Origin of the sequence: Vannielia litorea (assembly GCF_018424695.1) — a bacterium.
Lineage (GTDB): Bacteria > Pseudomonadota > Alphaproteobacteria > Rhodobacterales > Rhodobacteraceae > Vannielia > Vannielia litorea_A.
On the sequence record NZ_QTNQ01000004.1, the window covers coordinates 70,766 to 88,120 of the forward strand.

The 17,355-nt window shown below is 64.7% G+C and carries 17 protein-coding genes; 14 read left to right on the forward strand and 3 right to left on the reverse strand.

All coding sequences use genetic code 11. From position 1 onward, the window contains the following. Positions 1-23 precede the first annotated feature (23 nt). The 11 genes from DYI42_RS02825 to DYI42_RS02875 all read left to right on the forward strand — a co-directional run bounded on the left by DYI42_RS02825 (position 24) and on the right by DYI42_RS02875 (position 10,643). A complete protein-coding gene (locus tag DYI42_RS02825; protein ID WP_213544402.1) occupies positions 24-1,121 on the forward strand; it encodes an NAD/NADP octopine/nopaline dehydrogenase family protein in 1,098 nt (365 codons plus the stop codon). A 63-nt stretch (positions 1,122-1,184) separates the two neighbouring features. Next, positions 1,185-2,294, forward strand: coding sequence for an ABC transporter substrate-binding protein (locus tag DYI42_RS02830; RefSeq protein ID WP_213544403.1), 1,110 nt, complete (start codon positions 1,185-1,187; stop codon positions 2,292-2,294). A gap of 73 nt (positions 2,295-2,367) precedes the next feature. Further along, positions 2,368-3,354, forward strand: coding sequence for an ABC transporter permease (locus DYI42_RS02835; RefSeq protein WP_213544404.1), 987 nt, complete (start codon positions 2,368-2,370; stop codon positions 3,352-3,354). Between the two features lie 14 nt (positions 3,355-3,368). Continuing rightward, positions 3,369-4,154, forward strand: coding sequence for an ABC transporter permease (locus DYI42_RS02840; protein ID WP_213544449.1), 786 nt, complete (start codon positions 3,369-3,371; stop codon positions 4,152-4,154). Between the two features lie 3 nt (positions 4,155-4,157). Continuing rightward, positions 4,158-5,243: an ABC transporter ATP-binding protein gene (locus tag DYI42_RS02845; RefSeq protein ID WP_213544405.1), complete on the forward strand. Its 1,086-nt coding sequence runs from the start codon at positions 4,158-4,160 to the stop codon at positions 5,241-5,243. A gap of 115 nt (positions 5,244-5,358) precedes the next feature. Continuing rightward, positions 5,359-6,894, forward strand: coding sequence for a DUF4153 domain-containing protein (locus DYI42_RS02850; protein ID WP_213544406.1), 1,536 nt, complete (start codon positions 5,359-5,361; stop codon positions 6,892-6,894). Further along, positions 6,872-7,549, forward strand: coding sequence for a response regulator transcription factor (locus DYI42_RS02855; protein ID WP_213544407.1), 678 nt, complete (start codon positions 6,872-6,874; stop codon positions 7,547-7,549). The genes DYI42_RS02850 and DYI42_RS02855 overlap by 23 nt, the downstream gene beginning before the upstream one ends. Further along, the gene (locus tag DYI42_RS02860) at positions 7,546-8,508 is read left to right on the forward strand and encodes a sensor histidine kinase (protein ID WP_213544408.1); all 963 of its coding nucleotides are present in this window, start codon (positions 7,546-7,548) and stop codon (positions 8,506-8,508) included. The genes DYI42_RS02855 and DYI42_RS02860 overlap by 4 nt, the downstream gene beginning before the upstream one ends. Before the next feature lie 202 nt (positions 8,509-8,710). Next, positions 8,711-9,226 carry a DUF5681 domain-containing protein gene (locus DYI42_RS24140; RefSeq protein WP_244867461.1) on the forward strand — a complete coding sequence of 172 codons (516 nt, stop codon included), beginning with the start codon at positions 8,711-8,713 and terminating at the stop codon, positions 9,224-9,226. Continuing rightward, the gene (locus DYI42_RS02870) at positions 9,223-9,615 is read left to right on the forward strand and encodes a hypothetical protein (RefSeq protein ID WP_213544410.1); all 393 of its coding nucleotides are present in this window, start codon (positions 9,223-9,225) and stop codon (positions 9,613-9,615) included. The genes DYI42_RS24140 and DYI42_RS02870 overlap by 4 nt, the downstream gene beginning before the upstream one ends. Then, positions 9,603-10,643: a phage terminase large subunit family protein gene (locus DYI42_RS02875; RefSeq protein ID WP_213544411.1), complete on the forward strand. Its 1,041-nt coding sequence runs from the start codon at positions 9,603-9,605 to the stop codon at positions 10,641-10,643. Before DYI42_RS02870 ends, DYI42_RS02875 begins: the two co-directional genes overlap by 13 nt. 93 nt (positions 10,644-10,736) lie before the next feature. On the opposite strand, the gene DYI42_RS02880 is transcribed toward DYI42_RS02875, so the two are convergent. Together DYI42_RS02880 and DYI42_RS02885 are read right to left on the reverse strand one after the other, a co-directional pair. Next, positions 10,737-11,561, reverse strand: coding sequence for an aldo/keto reductase (locus DYI42_RS02880; RefSeq protein ID WP_213544412.1), 825 nt, complete (start codon positions 11,559-11,561; stop codon positions 10,737-10,739). A gap of 54 nt (positions 11,562-11,615) precedes the next feature. After that, positions 11,616-12,797, reverse strand: coding sequence for an MFS transporter (locus DYI42_RS02885; RefSeq protein WP_213544413.1), 1,182 nt, complete (start codon positions 12,795-12,797; stop codon positions 11,616-11,618). A 91-nt stretch (positions 12,798-12,888) separates the two neighbouring features. Here DYI42_RS02885 and DYI42_RS02890 point away from each other — a divergent pair, with 91 nt between their 5' ends. Next, positions 12,889-13,779 (forward strand): LysR family transcriptional regulator, encoded by an 891-nt coding sequence (locus tag DYI42_RS02890; protein ID WP_244867449.1) that lies wholly within the window; start codon positions 12,889-12,891, stop codon positions 13,777-13,779. Between the two features lie 125 nt (positions 13,780-13,904). Here DYI42_RS02890 and DYI42_RS02895 read toward each other — a convergent pair whose 3' ends face one another. Beyond that, complete coding sequence (locus tag DYI42_RS02895; protein ID WP_213544415.1) at positions 13,905-14,639, reverse strand: FadR/GntR family transcriptional regulator; 735 nt, start codon at positions 14,637-14,639, stop codon at positions 13,905-13,907. 148 nt (positions 14,640-14,787) lie between these two features. Between DYI42_RS02895 and DYI42_RS02900 the strand changes: the two genes are divergently transcribed. Further along, positions 14,788-16,227: an FAD-binding oxidoreductase gene (locus DYI42_RS02900; RefSeq protein ID WP_213544416.1), complete on the forward strand. Its 1,440-nt coding sequence runs from the start codon at positions 14,788-14,790 to the stop codon at positions 16,225-16,227. Continuing rightward, positions 16,224-17,354 carry a fumarylacetoacetate hydrolase family protein gene (locus tag DYI42_RS02905; protein ID WP_213544417.1) on the forward strand — a complete coding sequence of 377 codons (1,131 nt, stop codon included), beginning with the start codon at positions 16,224-16,226 and terminating at the stop codon, positions 17,352-17,354. The genes DYI42_RS02900 and DYI42_RS02905 overlap by 4 nt, the downstream gene beginning before the upstream one ends. Position 17,355 lies beyond the last annotated feature (1 nt).

Consider the following 17,355-nt stretch of genomic DNA (forward strand, 5'->3'; position numbering starts at 1 on the left):
TTGCAACCGACGAAAGGGTTGATGTGAGCAAGAGGGTAGGACTGGCAGGCGCGGGCTCGATCGCGTTCGGAACGGCGGCGCTGCTGCACGAGGCGGGTCATGACCCGATGCTGTGGTCGCCCTCGGGCGCGGGCACGGCGGAGCTTGCCGGAGGCGCGGCCCTTGTGGCGACCGGCGCGCTGGAAACGACCCTGACGCCCCGAATTGCCGACAGCGCGGCGACCTTGGCGCGCGAGAATGACGTGCTGATGATCGCCCTGCCGGGCTACGGCCACAAGACGGTGCTGGACGCGCTGGCCCCGCACATCGAGCCGCGCCATCAGGTGATTGTCTCGTCCCACGCCTCGCTGGGCGCGGTCTACTTGATGCAGCTTCTGGCCGAGCGCGGTGTGAGCGTGCCAATTACCGCTTGGGGCACGACGATCTGCACCGGGCGGCGGCAGTCGGGCACCGAGGTGAAGGTGAACACGGTGCGCAGCAAGGTCGATCTCTGCACCGTGCCGGAAGACTCCTCGGAGGAGGCGTTGGCGCTGTGCCAGGAGCTCTTCGGCGACCGCTTCCAGCCGCGTGACGGGCTGCTGGCAATCTCGCTGTCCAACCTCAACCCGCAGAACCACATGGGCATCGCGCTGGGCAACATCACCCGGATGGAGCGCGGCGAAACCTGGAGCCAGGGGCAGAACGTGACCCCCAAGGTGGGCCGACTGCTGGAGGAACTGGACCTCGAAAGGCTGGCCATCGCCAAGGCGCTGGGGCTGGAGGTCAAGACGATCTTCGAGCATTTCCACCTGTCGTTTCACGTGCCGGTGGCTTCGATCTCGGAAATGAACCAGGAGATGCACGCCCAGGGCAACGGTGGCACCGGCCCGGCCACCGCCGACAGCCGCTATGTGACCGAAGATGTGCCCTATGGGCTGGTGCTGACCGCCGCGCTGGGCCGGCTGACAGGCCATCCCGCTGAGCTTCACGAGGCCGGCATCCGGATCTTCTCGGCCATGTATGGCCGGGATTTCGAGGCCGAAAACGAGATCCTGAAGGCGCTGGAGCTGGACCGTTTCAGCCTCGACGACCTCAAGCGGGCCGCGAAAACCGGGCTGCTGCGCGCGCCCGCCCGCGCCTGACGCCAAGACAATGAGACCATAACCAAGAAGAAGCAGGCCACTGGACCAACAAGGAGAGAAGACATGTCGAAACTGATCTACAACCGCCGCCGTTTCCTCGGCACCGCCGCCGCCACCGGCGCGGCGCTGGCCTCACCCGCCTACCTGCGCCGCGCCATGGCGCAGGGCAGCGGCGAGGTGAACATCTGGACCTACAACGACTTTGTGCCCGACGCCTTCCGCGAGCAATTCGAGGCCGAGACCGGCATCAAGGTCAACGTCCGCCTCGTTGACGACCAGGGCAAGCAGTTCAACCTGCTGGCTGCCGAGCAGCCAAACCCGACCGTGGACATCATGACCGTGGCGGGCCACCGCTTTTTGCAGTTCATCGACAGCGAGCTGCTGGCGCCGCTCGACACCGACCGTCTTTCCAACTGGGGAAACATCAACCCCACCTTCTCGGAAAGCGACTGGGCCACGATCAACGGCAGCAAGTGGGGCGCGCCGATCCTCTCGGGGATGGAAGTGCTTTCGTACAACTCCGACATCGTGAGCGCGGAAGAGGCGATGACCTGGGACACGCTGTTCAGCGAAAAATACAGCGGCCAGACCGCCTACATCATCCAGGACATGATGAGCATCGTCATGCTGATGAAGGGCTATGACGGCAACATGGTCGAATACATGGACGACCCGGAGAAGGCTGCCGAGATCGTCGAAGAGGCCAAGACCTTCCTGATCGAGCACAAGCCGCTGGTGCGCAAGTACTACGACGGCGGCGCCGAGTTCCAGCAGATGATGGTCAACCAGGACATCGTGCTGGGCCACTCCTGGAACGGCCCTGCCGCGGCGCTGATCAACGACGGCTTCCCGCTGGGCATGACGATCCCGCAGGAGGGTTCCTACGGCTTCGTCTACACCTTCAACATCGCAAACAATGCGCCGAATGCGGACAACGCCTACACCTTCCTCGACGCGCTGCTCGCCTCGCCGGAGATCGGCGCCGCGATGACCAAGGCCTCGGGCTTCATCTCGACCTACAAGGGGGCCGACCAGCACCTGACGGAGCTGGAGCGCAAGTCGACCTCCTTCCCCGAGGAGCAGCTCGCCAACCTGCAGTTCTTCCGGGCGGAGGCCAATGACATGAAGTACGGCCTCGTCGATCCGGCCGTTGAGGCGATCAAGGCCGCCTGAGCCATTCCCACAACCCTGCCCCTGTCCCGCCCCGCGCGGGGCAGGGGCGCTGACACGCGCGAAAGATCACCCGATGACCTATGAAGCACCTGCACGGCAGGACGGACCAGCCGCGGCGCAGACAAGCGCCGACCGGACCTTCTGGGGCCGCCTGGCCGGCTGGGGGCCGTATCATGCGCTGATGCGGCTGGCGACGGCTTCGCCGCGCCGCCAGTTCCTGCTCCTGGCCGCCTTCCCGATCCTCTGGGTGCTGACCCAGCACCTCGGTCCGATGTTGCAGATGCTGCGGGTCTCGCTGACCGATGCCTACCCGGTTGCCCCCGGTGTGGAGCAAAGTTTCACGCTCGATAACTACGCCCGCTTCTTCGGCGACAGCATCTTCTGGATGCCGTTCTTCCGGACTCTGATCTTTGCCGGTGTCTTCACCTTCTGCACGCTCATCATCACCTACCCGGTGGCCTACTTCCTGGCCCGCCACGTCAGCCGCAAGAACCAGATGCTCTTTCTGCTTCTGCTGCTCATCCCCTTCTGGGTGGGCGAGATCGTGCGGACCTATGCGATCATGATCCTGCTGGGCAACACCGGTGCGGTGAACCTTCTGCTGAAGACCATCGGCCTGATCGACCGGCCGATCCCGTTCATGTACACCAGCTTCTCGATGGGCGTGGGCATCGTCTACCTCACCGCGCTCTACATGTTGCTGCCGCTCTACTCGGCGCTGGAGAAGCTGCCGAAAAGCATGAACGAGGCTGCCGCCGACCTCGGCGCAGGCGCATGGACCCGGTTCCGCCGGGTGTCGCTACCGTTGACGATCGAGGGGATCTCCTCGGGGTGCACGCTGGTCTTCCTGATCTCCACCGGGTTCTACGCCACCCCGGTGCTCCTGGGCGGGCCTTCGACCACCGTCTTTGCCGAAACCATCGCCGGCTTCTTCCACGTGGCGGGCGATGAATGGCCGACGGGTGCGGCCTTTGCCACGATCATGTTCATGGCCGCGCTGCTCATCACCGCCACCTTCCAGAGGCTGATGCGCATGCTGCGCAAGGGAGAGAACGCATGAACGACCGCCCCGAGCTGTTCCGCGGCAACCGGATCTTCCTGAGCTGCATCTACTGGGCCTTCGTGCTCTACGTCTTCGTGCCGCTGATCCTGATGGTGATCATGGGCTTCAAGGACTCCAACTTCATCGGCTTCCCGATCCGCTCCTGGACGCTGGAATGGTACACTGGGGTCTTTGCCGACGCGGAGGTCATATCGACGTTCGGCTACTCTGTCGCTATCGCGGTGCTGTCGACGCTGATCTCGGTCTTCGTCGGCACCTGGATCGCGGTGCTGCTGGAGGGGCGCAAGTTTTTCGGGCGGATGGCCATGTTCGGGCTGACGGTGTTGCCGGCGCTGGTGCCGGGGATCATCTCGGCCATCGCCTTCCGCATTTATGCCCGCTACCTCGGGATCGAGCCCGGCATGGGCGCGATCATCTGGGCCCACGCGGTGCATAACGTGCCTTTCGTGGTGCTGGTGGTCATGGCGCGGCTGTCGACCCTGCCGAAGAGCCAGATCGAGGCGGCCCGCGACCTTGGCGCCGACCCGCTCATCTCCTTCATCCGGATCACCCTTCCCTACCTCGTGCCCGCCATCCTCGGGGCCTCGATCTTCTGCCTGCTGCTGTCGTTCGACGACTTCGTCCGCTCGTTCTTCCTCGGCGGCTACGATCCGACCCTGCCGGTGCTGATCTTCGCCAAGCTCCGCTCCGGCATGAGCCCGGAAATCAACGCCATCGCCACCGTCGCGCTGGTCCTGACCGCCGCCATCGGCATCTGGGCCGAGCGCTTCACCCGCCGCATGAACAAGGATAGCTGAGCCATGACCGATCAGACACCGCTTGCCCGCATCGAGGGGCTGTCTAAGCATTTCGGCGCGACTGTCGCGCTGGATAACCTGACGTTGGATATCGCCCAGGGCGAGTTCGTGACCTTCCTCGGCCCCTCGGGCTGCGGCAAGTCCACGACACTGCGCATCCTCGGCGGCTTCGAGCGCCCGACCAAGGGCCGGGTGATCCTCGACGGCGAAGACGTGACAAACCAGCCGCCCGAGCGGCGCAACGTGAACATGGTGTTCCAGGATTACGCCCTCTTCCCGCATATGACCGTGGCGCAAAACATCTCCTTCGGGCTGGAGCTGAAGGGCATGGGCAAGGCCGACATCAAGCGTCGCTCCGACGAGATCATGTCTTTCCTGGAGCTCGATGCCTATGCCGGCCGCTACCCGGTGCAGCTGTCGGGCGGTCAGCGGCAGCGGGTCGCGCTGGCCCGGGCGCTGGCGCCTGACCCGGCACTTCTGCTGCTCGATGAACCGCTGGGCGCGCTCGACGCAAAGCTGCGCGGGCAGGTGCAGCAGGAGCTGAAGTCGATCCAGCGGCGCACCCACAAGACCTTCTTCTTCGTCACTCACGACCAGGAAGAAGCGCTCACCATGTCCGACCGGATCGTGGTGATGAATGCCGGTCGGGTGGAGCAGGACGGCACGCCGGAAGAGCTCTACTTCCGGCCCGCCAGCCGCTTCGTGGCGGAGTTCATCGGAGAAACGAACTTTCTTTCGGGCCGGGTGCGCGGCGTCGAGGGCGATAAGGTGGTGATGGATTGGGAAGGCACGACCATCACCGGCAAGGCCCCGGCCACCCTGCCGGACGCAGGCACACCGGTCACCGCATCGGTCCGGCTGGAAAAGCTGGGCTTCCATGACACGCGCCCCGAGACCGGCAACGCCGTGCAAGGGCGCGTGGTGGGCAAGACCTTCCTCGGCTCGCGCATGGCGATGCAGATCGCGGTGGGCGACAAGGGCGACGCGATGCTCAAGGCCTACGTGGATGCCGAGACCGGCCAGGCCGTCGGCAACGAGCCGGTGTGGATTGGCTGGGAGGCCGACAACATGGCAGTGCTGAACGACTAGGGCAGAGCCTGCCGACTGGCCAAGCCCGACCTGCACAAAACCTGCACAACACCTGCGCCACGGCTGCACCCCTCATGACCGACGCTCCAGGCAATCGACAAACCTGGAGAGCATGATGGACAGTGAACTGGTAATCCGCGGTCTGCCGCGAAGCCTGGAAATGGATGCATGGTGGCTGGATGGCGAAGGTGCCAGCCCGCAGGAACCGCGGGGTGCGCCGGAGCCCTCGGCGCTGCGGCGCGGGGCGCCGGTCGTGTGGCTATTGCTGTGGCTGGTAGCCCTGTCGGACGTCCTGCTCTGGGGCCATGCGCCCGGTCTGTCGCTCGCGCTCTTCTCAATTGCGGTCTTCGCGGTTTCGGCAGCTTTCGCGCCCGCCAGAGCCATCTGGCGCCCGGCTGTGCTCGTCGTGCTGGGGGCGCTTCCGGTGGTGGAATACCTCCAGCTCCTTTCTGTCCTCTTCCTCCTGGCCAGCCTCCTTCTGGGCATGGCATGGCTGCACATCCCCGGCCAGATGCCCGGCCTGCGTCATCTTCGGCGGGCGGGGGTGATGTTTGCGGCGATTCCCTTGCAAGGACCTTCAGATGCCTTCGGTGCCCTCATGAGGGCCGCATCGCTGCCGCAGGAGGCGCTCGGCTTTGGCCGCCTCAAGGCCTGGGCCCGGATCTGGGCCTTCCCGCTGGGCGGGGCGTTGATCCTCGGGGCGCTCATCACCGGGGCCAACCCGGTCATCGAGGAAGCGGTTGCACGCGCGCTCGACCTGCGGGTCGACTGGGCGCGCCTGACCCTGCGCGGCCTCTTCTGGCTGGGCATCGCCCTGGTTCTCTGGCCGCTGGTGACCCGGGCCGACAGCCTGCCGATTCCCGAGGCCGACCTGCCGCGACTCCCGAAGCTGCGCAGCGGGCTCAACGCCGGCTCCGTGCTGCGTGCCCTTGTGGTCTTCAACCTCCTCCTCGGCGTCCAAACGGTCTTTGACGCGACCCTGCTCTGGGGCGGCGCGGCGCTGCCCGAAGGCATGACCTACGCCGAATACGCCCACCGCGGTGCCTACCCGCTTCTGGCCACGGCGCTGCTTGCCGGGGCCTTCGCGCTGGCCGCGCGCCCATTCCTCGGCGAGCACCGCTGGCTCACCCCGCTGGTGCTGCTATGGCTCGGCCAGAACGTGGCGCTCTGCCTCTCCTCCGTCCTTCGGCTCGAACTCTACGTTGAAGCCTTCGGCCTCACCTACCTGCGGCTCTACGCGATGATCTGGGTCGCCCTCGTCGCCGCCGGCCTCTCTCTGACCGCCTGGCAAATTTGGCGGGAGCGGCCCAACAGCTGGCTGCTGTTGCGCAGTGCGGCCCTTGGCCTTGCCGTGCTCTACCTCTCCTGTTTCGTGAACTTCGGCCACATCGTTGCCGCACAGAACCTTAAGGGCGACCGGGTGCGTATCGACTGGCGCTACCTCTGCACCTTGCCCGATGTGGTCGATCCAACGGTGATGGCGTCGCCGCACTCCCGGCGCGCAGGGCCAAGCCAGTTGCAGGGCTGCTTCAACGGACCAGCTGAGATCGAGGGCTGGCGGGATTGGGGCTTTCGCCGCTGGCGCGCGCTCCGCACAATGGAGGCCCAAGCGCCGAAGGACCTGGGCAATGAAGATACTCCTCGTGGATGACGATCCGCGCCTGCGCGAGATCGTGAGTCTGGCTCTCACGCGCGGCGGTTACACCGTGGTGACCGCCGCCGACGGTCAAATGGCGCTCACCCACGCCGCCCGCGAAAACCCTGCCCTCGTGGTGCTGGACGTCGGACTGCCCGAGATGGATGGCTTCGAGGTCTGTCGTCGCATCCGCGCCCGCTCCGACGTGCCGATCCTCTTTCTCACGGCCCATGACGAGGAGGTGGACAGGGTGCTCGGCTTCGAGCTTGGGGCCGACGACTATGTCACCAAGCCCTTCAGCCCGCGCGAACTGACGGTGCGCATTCGCGCGATCCTGAAACGCAGCGGCGGCGCACGACCGAACGCGCGCCTGGAACATGGCCCGATCATGCTCGACCCGGCCGCCCACCTCTGCTCCGCCGCAGGGGCCGAGGTTGCGCTCACGGCCACCGAGTTTCCCATCCTCGCCGCGCTCATGCGTGCGCCCGAGGTGGTGCTCTCCCGGCGCCAGTTGATCGAGGCCACATGGGGTGCCGGCTCCCAGGTGTCCGACCGCACGCTCGACAGCCACCTGCGCAACATCCGCCAGAAGCTGGCACAGGCGGGCTGCCCCGAGGCCGTAGAAACCGTGCATGGCGTGGGCATCCGCATGGGAAGAGCAGACGAATGATGCGCAAGTGGCGCCCCTCCCTGCAGTTCGTCCTTGGCGGGGCGTTGGCGGTGACGCTCACGCTTTCCCTCTCCGGCCTCGTCGCCCTGCGCTACCTCGGCCCCGAGATCGGCTTTCGGAATGCCGCAATCTTCCTCGCTCTCACCATCTGCCTGCTCACGGGCGTGCTCGGCGCGCTGCTTGTCCGCCTGCTCCTGCGCCCCATCCGCAGCCTCTCCACCTACGCCCGCTCGGTGCGTGCGGCCCCCGCCGCGCCCGCCACGCCCCCGCAGCATTACGGCACCAGCGAGCTCCAGCAACTCGCTGGCGCGGTTATCGACATGGCCGATACGCTGACCCTCCGGGAGGCCACGATCCGCAGCTACTCGGACCACGTCACCCACCAGCTCAAGAGCCCCACCGCCGCAATTGCCGCCGCCGCCGAGATGCTGGAAGACGGCACGGCCCCGGGCTCGGAAGATCGTCGGCTCGTCGACCAGATCAGCGGCGCAGCGCGCGAGATCCAGGAGCACCTCGACGCGCTGCGAAAGATGGCGCGGGCGCGCGAGGCCAACCACCTCGGAGAGACGAGCCTCGCAGCACTTGAGGAGCGGTTGACCTGCGACGCGCTGCGCCTGCGCCTGACCGGTGAAACGATCCTGCTGCCCATGTCCGCCGAAGGGCTGGCGCTGGTACTGACCGAACTTCGCGACAATGCGGCAGCCCATGGCGCCTCGGAGCTGCGCATCGAAGCGGCGGAGAGTGACACGATTGTCACCCTGCGTATCACAGACAACGGCAGCGGAATTCCCAAGGGCAACCGGGCACGCATCCTCGAGCCGTTCTTCACCACCCGCCGCACGGAGGGAGGCACGGGCATGGGCCTCGCCATCGCCGACAGCATCCTGAAAGCCCACGGCGGCAGGTTGGAACTGGCAGACACCGCCTCTGAGACCTGCTTCGTGGTTCACTTTCGCTAACACCAACGGCCCATAGCGGCCGCTTTGCGTGTAGGGCTGCATGCTGCGGCCACCCGGGCCCCGGCGCTGGTTATCCCGTGGTCGCAAGCGTTGGCGCGGCCTGAAACTCCGGCGCAAAGATCATGTCGCACAGGGGGTCGAAGCGGGCGCGGAGCTGCTCGCCGTGGGTCTCAATCGTCATCTCGGGTGAACAGATGAACGCCTGACCAATAGCGATGGCCAGAACGAAAAAGGATCGGAGTGCAGCTACGAGGGCGGCTATGGCCAGCCACCGAAATCCAGCCACTCCAAACCAGGTCAAAGTGGGAATCCGAGCGGTCGAAAGCGAAAGCCCAAGTCGGCGCAGGCCCAGTTGCGCGCTGCGTTAGCGCGGAAAACCACGATAACGGAGGGGGGCACCGAAAGACGTCTCTCACTGCTTGAGGTCATGTTGCGCACGATTGCCAACAAGGCCGCCAAGGGGGATCTGAAGGCGGCATCCTTCGTCTTCAACCTGCTGAACACGCCTGAGGCTGCGGAAGGCGACGACATGGATCTGGCCACCCTGTCGGGTGACGATCAGGCACTGTTCAGGCAGATCATGGAAGAACTTGCCGGGCCGGGAGCCAATGCGGCTCTACCTGAGAGCGACGAAGGCGAAGATCGCGAAGGGACGAGCGACGAGTTTGTAGAGCCCGCTTCAGAGAATGCCAGGGATGGTGAGCGCGAGCAGTCATGACCATCTACGGAAAACTATCCAGCGAGCAGGCGGATTGGCTCAGCCAGAACCAGAAGCTGGTACTGTCGGAGGTTCTGAGATCATACTTCAAGTGGTTCATCGCGAAATGCTTCAATGCTCTTCATCCCGGTACCCGGTTTATGCCGAACTGGCACATCGAGGCCATCGCCTGGAAGCTCGAACAGGTTCGTTGCGGCAGGATCAGGCGCCTGATCATCACCTTGCCTCCGCGGTCCGCCAAGTCCCACGCAGCCTCCGTGGCCTTCCCGGCCTTCATTCATGGGCATGACCCGTCCAAGAAGATCATCGCGGTGTCATACGCCCAGGGCCTAGCCGCCACCCTGCATAACGACTACCGGTCGGTCATTTCTTCAACTTGGTACAGGTAGCTGTTCCCTCGGTCCCGCATCGACCCGAGAAAGGATACCGAGCAGGAGGTCCGTCTGAGTGCTCGCGGGAGCCGGTTTGCCACATTAGCGGGCGGGGTGCTCACGGGCCGGGCGGCGACATCATCATTATCGATGACCCCCTCAAGCCCGAGGAGGCGAAGTCGGAAACAAGCCGCACCAAGGTTAACGAATGGTACAGCTCCACTCTGATTTCGCGCCTCAACGATAAGAAGACGGGCGCAATCGTTATCGTGACGCAGCGGCTACATGTCGACGATCTCGTCGGGCACGTCACCGAGTTTGACGACAGCTGGGAGATCCTTGATCTGCCTGCGATTGCCTACGAGGACCAGCTCATCGAGCTGGGACGAGGGCGGACCCATCATAGGAGTTCAGGAGATCTCCTACATCCCGCGCGTGAGGATCAAGTTGTGCTCGATGGCATGAAGCAGACCATCGGGGCAGAGGCCTTCGAAGCGCAATACCAACAGCGCCCGGTGCCGCCCGGCGGTAACATATTCAAACGTGAGACCCTGAGTTACTACACCGTGCCTCCGTTGATCACGGATGACGGCACCATCTTCCTGAGTTGGGATACAGCCTTCAAGAGCGGCCCCGAAAACGATTGGTCGGTCGGAACGACGTGGCTCCACCAAGAAGGCCTTTACTACCTCCTGGATGTCGTCCGGCAAAAGCTGACGTACCCATCCCTATTGAAGTCAATGATCGAGTGTCACGAGCGGTATGACGCATGGGTCGTACTGGTAGAAGATGCTGGCATCGGAACAGATCTCATCGACGATTTGAAGGCTGTGGGCATCGATGCGGTCGGAATCAGGCCCAAGACCTCGAAAGTGCACCGGGCCCACATTGTGACCGCTAAGTTCCAGTCCCGCAGGGTGCTATTTCCGACCTCTGCAGAGTGGCTTTCCCCGCAGGGCGCCATGATGATCAAGTCGACTCGATCACCCAAGCCCTCGCGTACGATGACTTCTTTAAGGGCGATGTTATGTGGGTCTGAAGGTTGAGAGGTTTGCGGTGATGGCGAAAGCCGCTGTCTCGTTGTTTTACAACCTGACTGAGGCGAATGGCGGGGGCGCACCAAGGCACCCCCGCCGGGTTCAGTCCCATTCGGGGGCAAGGCCCTCGGGCGAAACGATGCGACCATCGCGCCGCGACAGGCCATCGATCCGACCGATCTCTTCCGCGGTCAGTGTGATCTCCGCCGCCGCGAGGTTGCCAGCAAGTCGGTCCGCCTTCGCGGTCTTCGGTATTGCGATCCCGTTCGGCTTGTGCAGCACCCAGGCCACCGCAATGGCGGCGGGTGTGGTGTCGTGGGCTTCGGCGATCTCCTGCAACACAGGCTCGGTCATCACGCCCCCCTGCGCCAGCGGCGCATAGGCCTCGACCGGGATGCCCTGCGCCTCGAGGTAGGGCAGCAGCTTCGACTGGTCGATGAAGGGGTGCAACTCCACCTGGTTCGCGGCGATCGGTGCGTGCAGGATGCTGCGCGCGTCCTCCACCTGAGCAATGGTGAAGTTCGACACGCCGCCAAACCGCACCTTGCCTTCGGCGATCAGCGCGTCCAGCACCGGCAGGGTCTCGGAAAGCGGCACCTCTTTCGACGGCCAATGAAGCAGCATCAGGTCGATATGGTCGAGCCCAAGCGCGGTCAGCGAGGCTTCTGTCGCCTTGCGAAAATCGGCGGCGGCAAAATCCCGTGGCAGGATCTTGGTGGTGAGAAAGATCTGATCGCGCGGCACGCCCGAGGCGTGGATGCCTTCGCCGACCTCGGCTTCATTGCCATAGGCCTGCGCGGTGTCGATGTGGCGATAGCCCTCGGACAATGCTGCGGCAACGATGTCGCGCGCCTCGCCCGGCTCCATGCGGAAGGTGCCAAGGCCGAGGTTCGGAATGCCGGCGGGGCCGATGTTTCGGATGGTCATGGTATGCGTTTCCTTGAGGTTGTGTCCGGGAGCCTTGGCCCCCGGTGTTGGCGATTACTCTGCCGGAACAGGGTCGGTTTTCGGCGCGTCGAGGCGAGCTGCCAGACGGGTCAGCAGGATGCCGAAGGCAACAACGGCGGCCCCCACGAAAGGCGTGGCGGCAAGGCCCATTTCCTCAACCACATGGCCGCCGCCCCACGAGCCGAGCGCGATGCCAAGGTTGAAGGCACCGATGTTCAGCCCCGAGGCCACCGCAACCGCTTCAGGCGCAACCTGACGTGCCGTAGCGACCGTGTAAGCCTGCAATGGCGGCACGTTGGCAAAGGCGAAGCCACCCCAAAGCGCGACCACCGCAATCGCCCAGAGAGGAGAACTTATCGCCAGCCCGAGCACCGCCAGTAGCACTGCAAGGCCCGCGAAGATCAGCGTCAGAGCCGGGATGGGCCCGGTCCGGTCGGCCAGCTTGCCGCCCAGAATGTTGCCCGCCGCCACGGAGGCTCCGTATAGCAGGATGACAAGGCTGACCGATCCGGCAGACAGGCCGGTCACATCCGTCAGCATCGGGGCCAGGTAGGTGAAGGCAATGAAGTTGCCGCCGTAGCCCACCGCCGTGATCAAGTAGACTAGCAGAAGCCGTGGCGAGGTCAGCACCCGGGCCTGGGCGCTTAGGCTGGCTGGTGCAGGGCGGCTGAGATTTCCGGGCACCAGCAACGCGCTGGCGACAAGGCCGATGAGCCCAAGGGCCACCACGCCGAGGAAGGTCGACTGCCAGCCAAAGGTCTGTCCGATCCATGTGCCCAGGGGCACGCCGGTCACAAGCGCGACCGTGAGGCCAAGGAAAACCGTGGCAATGGCCGAGTTCTCCTTCTCGCGGTCAACCAGATCGGTCGCGATGGTCGATGCGATGGCAAAAAAGACGCCATGGGCGAGGCCCGTAGCAAAGCGTGCGGCGATCAGGCTGCCGTAGCCCGGCGCAAAAGCCGCAAAGGCGTTGCCGGCAACGAATAGCGTCAGAAGCGCCAGCAGCAGCGTTTTGCGTGGCATCCGTCCGGCAAGCGCGGTCAACACTGGCGCGCCGATGGTCACGCCAAGCGCATAGAGGCTGACAAGCAGCCCTGCACTTGGCAACGAAACACCAAGGTCGGTGGCGATGGTGGGGATGAGGCCGACGATCACGAATTCGGTGGTTCCGACGGCAAAGGCGCTGATGGTCAGCGCCCACAAAGCAAGTGGCATGGCCCGGTCTCCTGCGGTTGGGCGTTTGGGGTCGACAGCGCAGATGGCAGGTCTTAGCTTTTGCGTGAATAAGCAGTTTCGGAATGGACTTTTGCGCCGCACGCACGAATTACCCCAAACCCGCGATCTCGCCGCCTTCGTGGCCGTGGTGGAGGATGGCGGCTTTGCCGAAGCGGGGCGGCGCCTCGGCATGGCCCCGTCGACCCTCAGCCGCACTGTGACGCGGCTGGAGGACCTGCTTGGTCTGACCCTGCTGCGCCGCACCACCCGGTCGATCGAACTGACCCCCGAGGGGCGCGATCTTCTGGATGCGGCGCGCGGAATCCTCGCCCGCACCGAGGCGCTGAGCGACCTTGCCGCCAGCAGTCGTCGCCCGCGCGGGCCACTGCGGGTCAACGCGCCGGTGCCCTTCGTGCTGCATGCCATCGCCCCGCGGCTCTCTGAGTTTCACGCGGCCTATCCCGAGGTGCAGCTGACGCTCGACATGACCGACAGCCTCGTGGATCTGATCGGATCCCATGCCGATGTTGCGATCCGCTTCGGCCCGCTTCCAGACAGTGACATGCTGCATCGCAAGCTGGGCCGCACCCCGTGGAAACTGGTGGCAGCGCCGGAGTATCTTGATCGCACCGGCTGGCCGTCGTCCCCGCAGGATCTGACTAAGCTAGAGCAAGTGCGCTTTGCGGCGCCCGACCACATCAACAGCTTGCGGTTCAAGGGGGTCACCGGGCCACTGCCCATCCCGACCTCGGTTGTCGCAGGCAATGGCGAGGCGGCTCGGCGCCTGGTGCTGGGCGGCCTCGGGATCGCCCGCTTTTCGGACTTCATGGTCGCCGAAGACCTCGCAAAGGGGCGTCTCGTCGAACTGTTCCCCGAGGATCTGGAGGCCGAACCTCTCGACATCACCGCCCTCTATCTCACCCCAACCGCTGGCCTACGCCGCCTCGCCGTATTCCTCGATTGGGTCGGCGGCCTGTTGTAACTGACGTTTATCTAGTGGGCAGCGCCCTGATGCACTGGGAAAGGTTCCGGCGGTGCAAATGCGTTTTTCCCCAGGCACTCTTGGCCTCGCTACCGCTGTCTGTGCCAAACCTGGTTCTGGTCCGGCTACTGCCCAAGCCCACCATCTCGCAGGGTAACGCCAAGGCGTTCAGCGGCACTGCGAATGTGTTGCCGCATGGCATCCCGCGCGCCGGATCGGTCCTGTGCTTCGACATGGCCGAGAATGCTGCGATGTTCGTCGAGCGTGCGCTTGGCCAAATCGTCGGAGGTGTAAACCGCCGCAGTGTCGCGCGTCGTTCCTTTCAGCCGGAAGGATATGTAGGTGGAAAGTCCCATCAGGTAGGTGTTGCCGGTCGCACTCGCTAGGGCCCGGTGAAAGCGTGCATCGGCCTCAAGCTTGGCCTCATCGAAAAACGGTGTTTCGGCGAGGTCAGAGAGCGCCGAGTGCAGTTCTGCAAGGTCGGCGTCGGTCCGGCGCATCGCGGCGATCCCGGCGATCTCGATTTCCAGCACCCCACGCAGTTCGAAGAGGTCACCGAGGTTTTCGCTGTCGCCCAGCCCGCTGCCGTCGATCCGAAAGGTCAGGCGCTCGTTTTGCGGGCACACCACCGCGCCACGTCCCTGCCGGCTATCAAGGATGCCTTCATATCGGAGCCTTGCGATGGCCTCGCGCACCACATTCCGGCTGACACCGAAACTCCGGGCAAGCTCAGTCTCTGTGGGCAACACCTGCCCCTCCGCCAGCGCGCCCGATGCGATCTGCTCCATGAGCTTGTCTGCAATGCGGTCCGGCAGCCCGGTGGGGCGTTCTACGACAAACTTGGTGCTCAACTCTTCCACGTCCTGCGCTCTTGGTCCGCCCGGCGGGGCGTTTGGGGAGGGATAGCAGACCCGCCCACGGGCAGGATACTGTTTTCCGATAATATGATTGTTGGACAAATAGGGCAAAGCTGATATCAGCGCCTCCGGTGAACTGCGGAGGAGCCCTATGGATAAGCGTGGAATCGTGGCCGGATTGGCGGAGCTGGTGGGCGACCGCCACGTGCTGGTCGAACCGGCGGATACGGCGAGCTACACACGCGATTGGTCGGGAGACAACCTTGCCGACCCGCTCTGCGTGGTGCGCCCAGCATCAACGGCCGAGGTCTCCGCCGTGATCCGTTTCGCCAGGGCGCACGGGCTGGCCGTGGTCCCCCAAGGCGGCAACACCGGCCTCGTTGCGGGCACCAGCGCGACTGGCGGGCGCGATATCTTGCTGAACCTCGGTCGGATGCGAGCGATCCGTAGCATCGAGCCGACAGACATGGTCATGCAGGTCGAGGCGGGCCTGACCGTTGAGGAAGCGCGCAGTGCTGCCGAAGAGGTGGGCCGCCTGTTCCCGCTCGCCTTCGGGGCGCAAGGCACGGCGCAGATCGGTGGGGCAATCGCGGCCAACGCGGGCGGGTTGAACGTGCTGCGCTACGGCATGACCCGCAATCTCGTGCTCGGCCTTGAGGTGGTGCTGGCCGATGGGACGGTTGTTGACACGCTCTCTTCACTCGCCAAAGACAACCGGGGCCTCGCGCTGCATCAGCTCTTCATCGGCACCGAGGGCACGCTCGGCGTGGTGACAGCCGCCAGCCTGCGCCTCTCCCCGCGCAACACCCGACGCCAGACCGCGCTCCTCGCCTTCGAGGGCCTCCCCGAGATCGTGGCCTTCGCCTCCGATGCGCGAGCACATTGCTCTGACTTGCTCTCTGCCTTCGAGTTCATGCCCGGTGCCGCCATCGACCTGGCCACCGAACACGTCGAAAGCCTACGCGACCCTCTTGAAGCACGGCACGCCTATTACGTTTTGCTGGAGATCGCGGCGTCCGGGCCGATCGACCTTGATGCGCTCCTCATGGGCCTGCTGGAAGATGCAATGGGTGACGGCCGGGTGCTGGACGGCGTGGTTGCCACAAGCGATAGCCAGCGTCAGGAATTGTGGTTGCTCCGCGAGGCGATGGTAGAGGCGCAGGCGGCGCAGGGTCGCCACATGCGAACGGATTTCTCGGTGCCGCTGTCGCGCGTGGCCCAGCTGGTCAAGGCGCTGGAACTGGTTGTGGAGCGCGAACTACCGGGCTGGACCTCCCTGGCTTACGGCCACATGGGCGACGGCAATGTGCATTTCAACGTGTTGCCTCCCGAGGGAACAGGGCAGGCCGCTTTCACCACGGCTGTCGGCCAGGCGCGAACGCGCATGTACGAGATCGTCCGCAGTTTTGACGGGTCGCTTAGCGCCGAACACGGAATCGGACGCGAGCGCCTTTCCGCGCTCTACGCGGATCGCGCGCCCGAGGTGCTGCGGTTGGCCGAGACGGTAAAAGCGCTGCTCGATCCGGAAGGCCGGCTCAACCCGGGCTGCCTCTTTCCGGTGCGGCGAGATGATGAAGGAGAGCACGCATGACGTTTGAACTCGAAGGCGATGGCTGCTGGCTTGGCCGTGTCTGGAACCCAGAGGTTTCCGGCCCATCCGTAGTAACTGTTCGTGAGGGCAGGGTTCTCGATATCACTTCTCGCGCCGCGCCCACCGTGCGCGACATCTGTGAAATGGAAGACCCGGCGGAGTATGTCAGGGGTGCATCTGGCACTGACATCGGGGCGCTGGATCAGATCTTTGCCGAAAGCTCAGCCTGGCGACCCCTTGCACCCATAGACCTTCAGGCCGTGAAAGCCTGTGGCGTCACCTTCGCGGGCTCGATGGTAGAGCGCGTCATCGAAGAGAAGGCCGCAGGCGACCCGAGCCGCGCCGAGGCCATCCGGCGCCGGGTAGGTGAGACCATCGGAAACTCCTTGCGCAACATCGCGCCCGGCTCCGCCGAGGCGGCCCGGATCAAGGAAGCCCTGATCGCCGAGGGACTCTGGAGCCAATACCTCGAAGTAGGTATCGGGCCGGATGCCGAAGTGTTCTCCAAGGCCCAGGTGCTCTCTTCGGTCGGGCATCTGGCCGAGATCGGCCTGCACCCGGTGTCACGCTGGAACAACCCTGAGCCCGAGGTGGTTCTCGCCGTCGCCTCGACCGGGCGCGTGATTGGCGCGACCTTGGGCAACGACGTGAACCTGCGCGACGTGGAAGGTCGTTCGGCTCTTCTGCTTTCGAAGGCAAAGGATAACAATGGTTCCTGCGCAATCGGCCCGATGCTGCGGCTGTTTGATGGCGCTTTCGGGATAGAAGACGTGCGTAAGGCCGAAGTGGGTCTGCGGGTGACCGGAACCGATGGCTTCGTCCTTGAGGGCCGCTCCGACATGACCCTCATCAGCCGCGACCCTCTCGATCTGGTGCGCCAAACGGTGGGGCCTCACCACCAGTACCCCGACGGTTTGGTGCTGTTTTTGGGGACACTCTTTGCCCCAACTGAGGACCGTGACGCGCCGGGGCAGGGTTTCACTCACAAGCTCGGAGATGTTGTCGAGATTCGGTCGGAGAGGCTCGGCGTCTTGCGCAACACAGTGAACCTTTCCACCGAGTGCCCACCTTGGACGTTCGGGCCGAGTCACCTGATGCGCAACCTCGCGCGGCGCGCGCTCCTCTAGG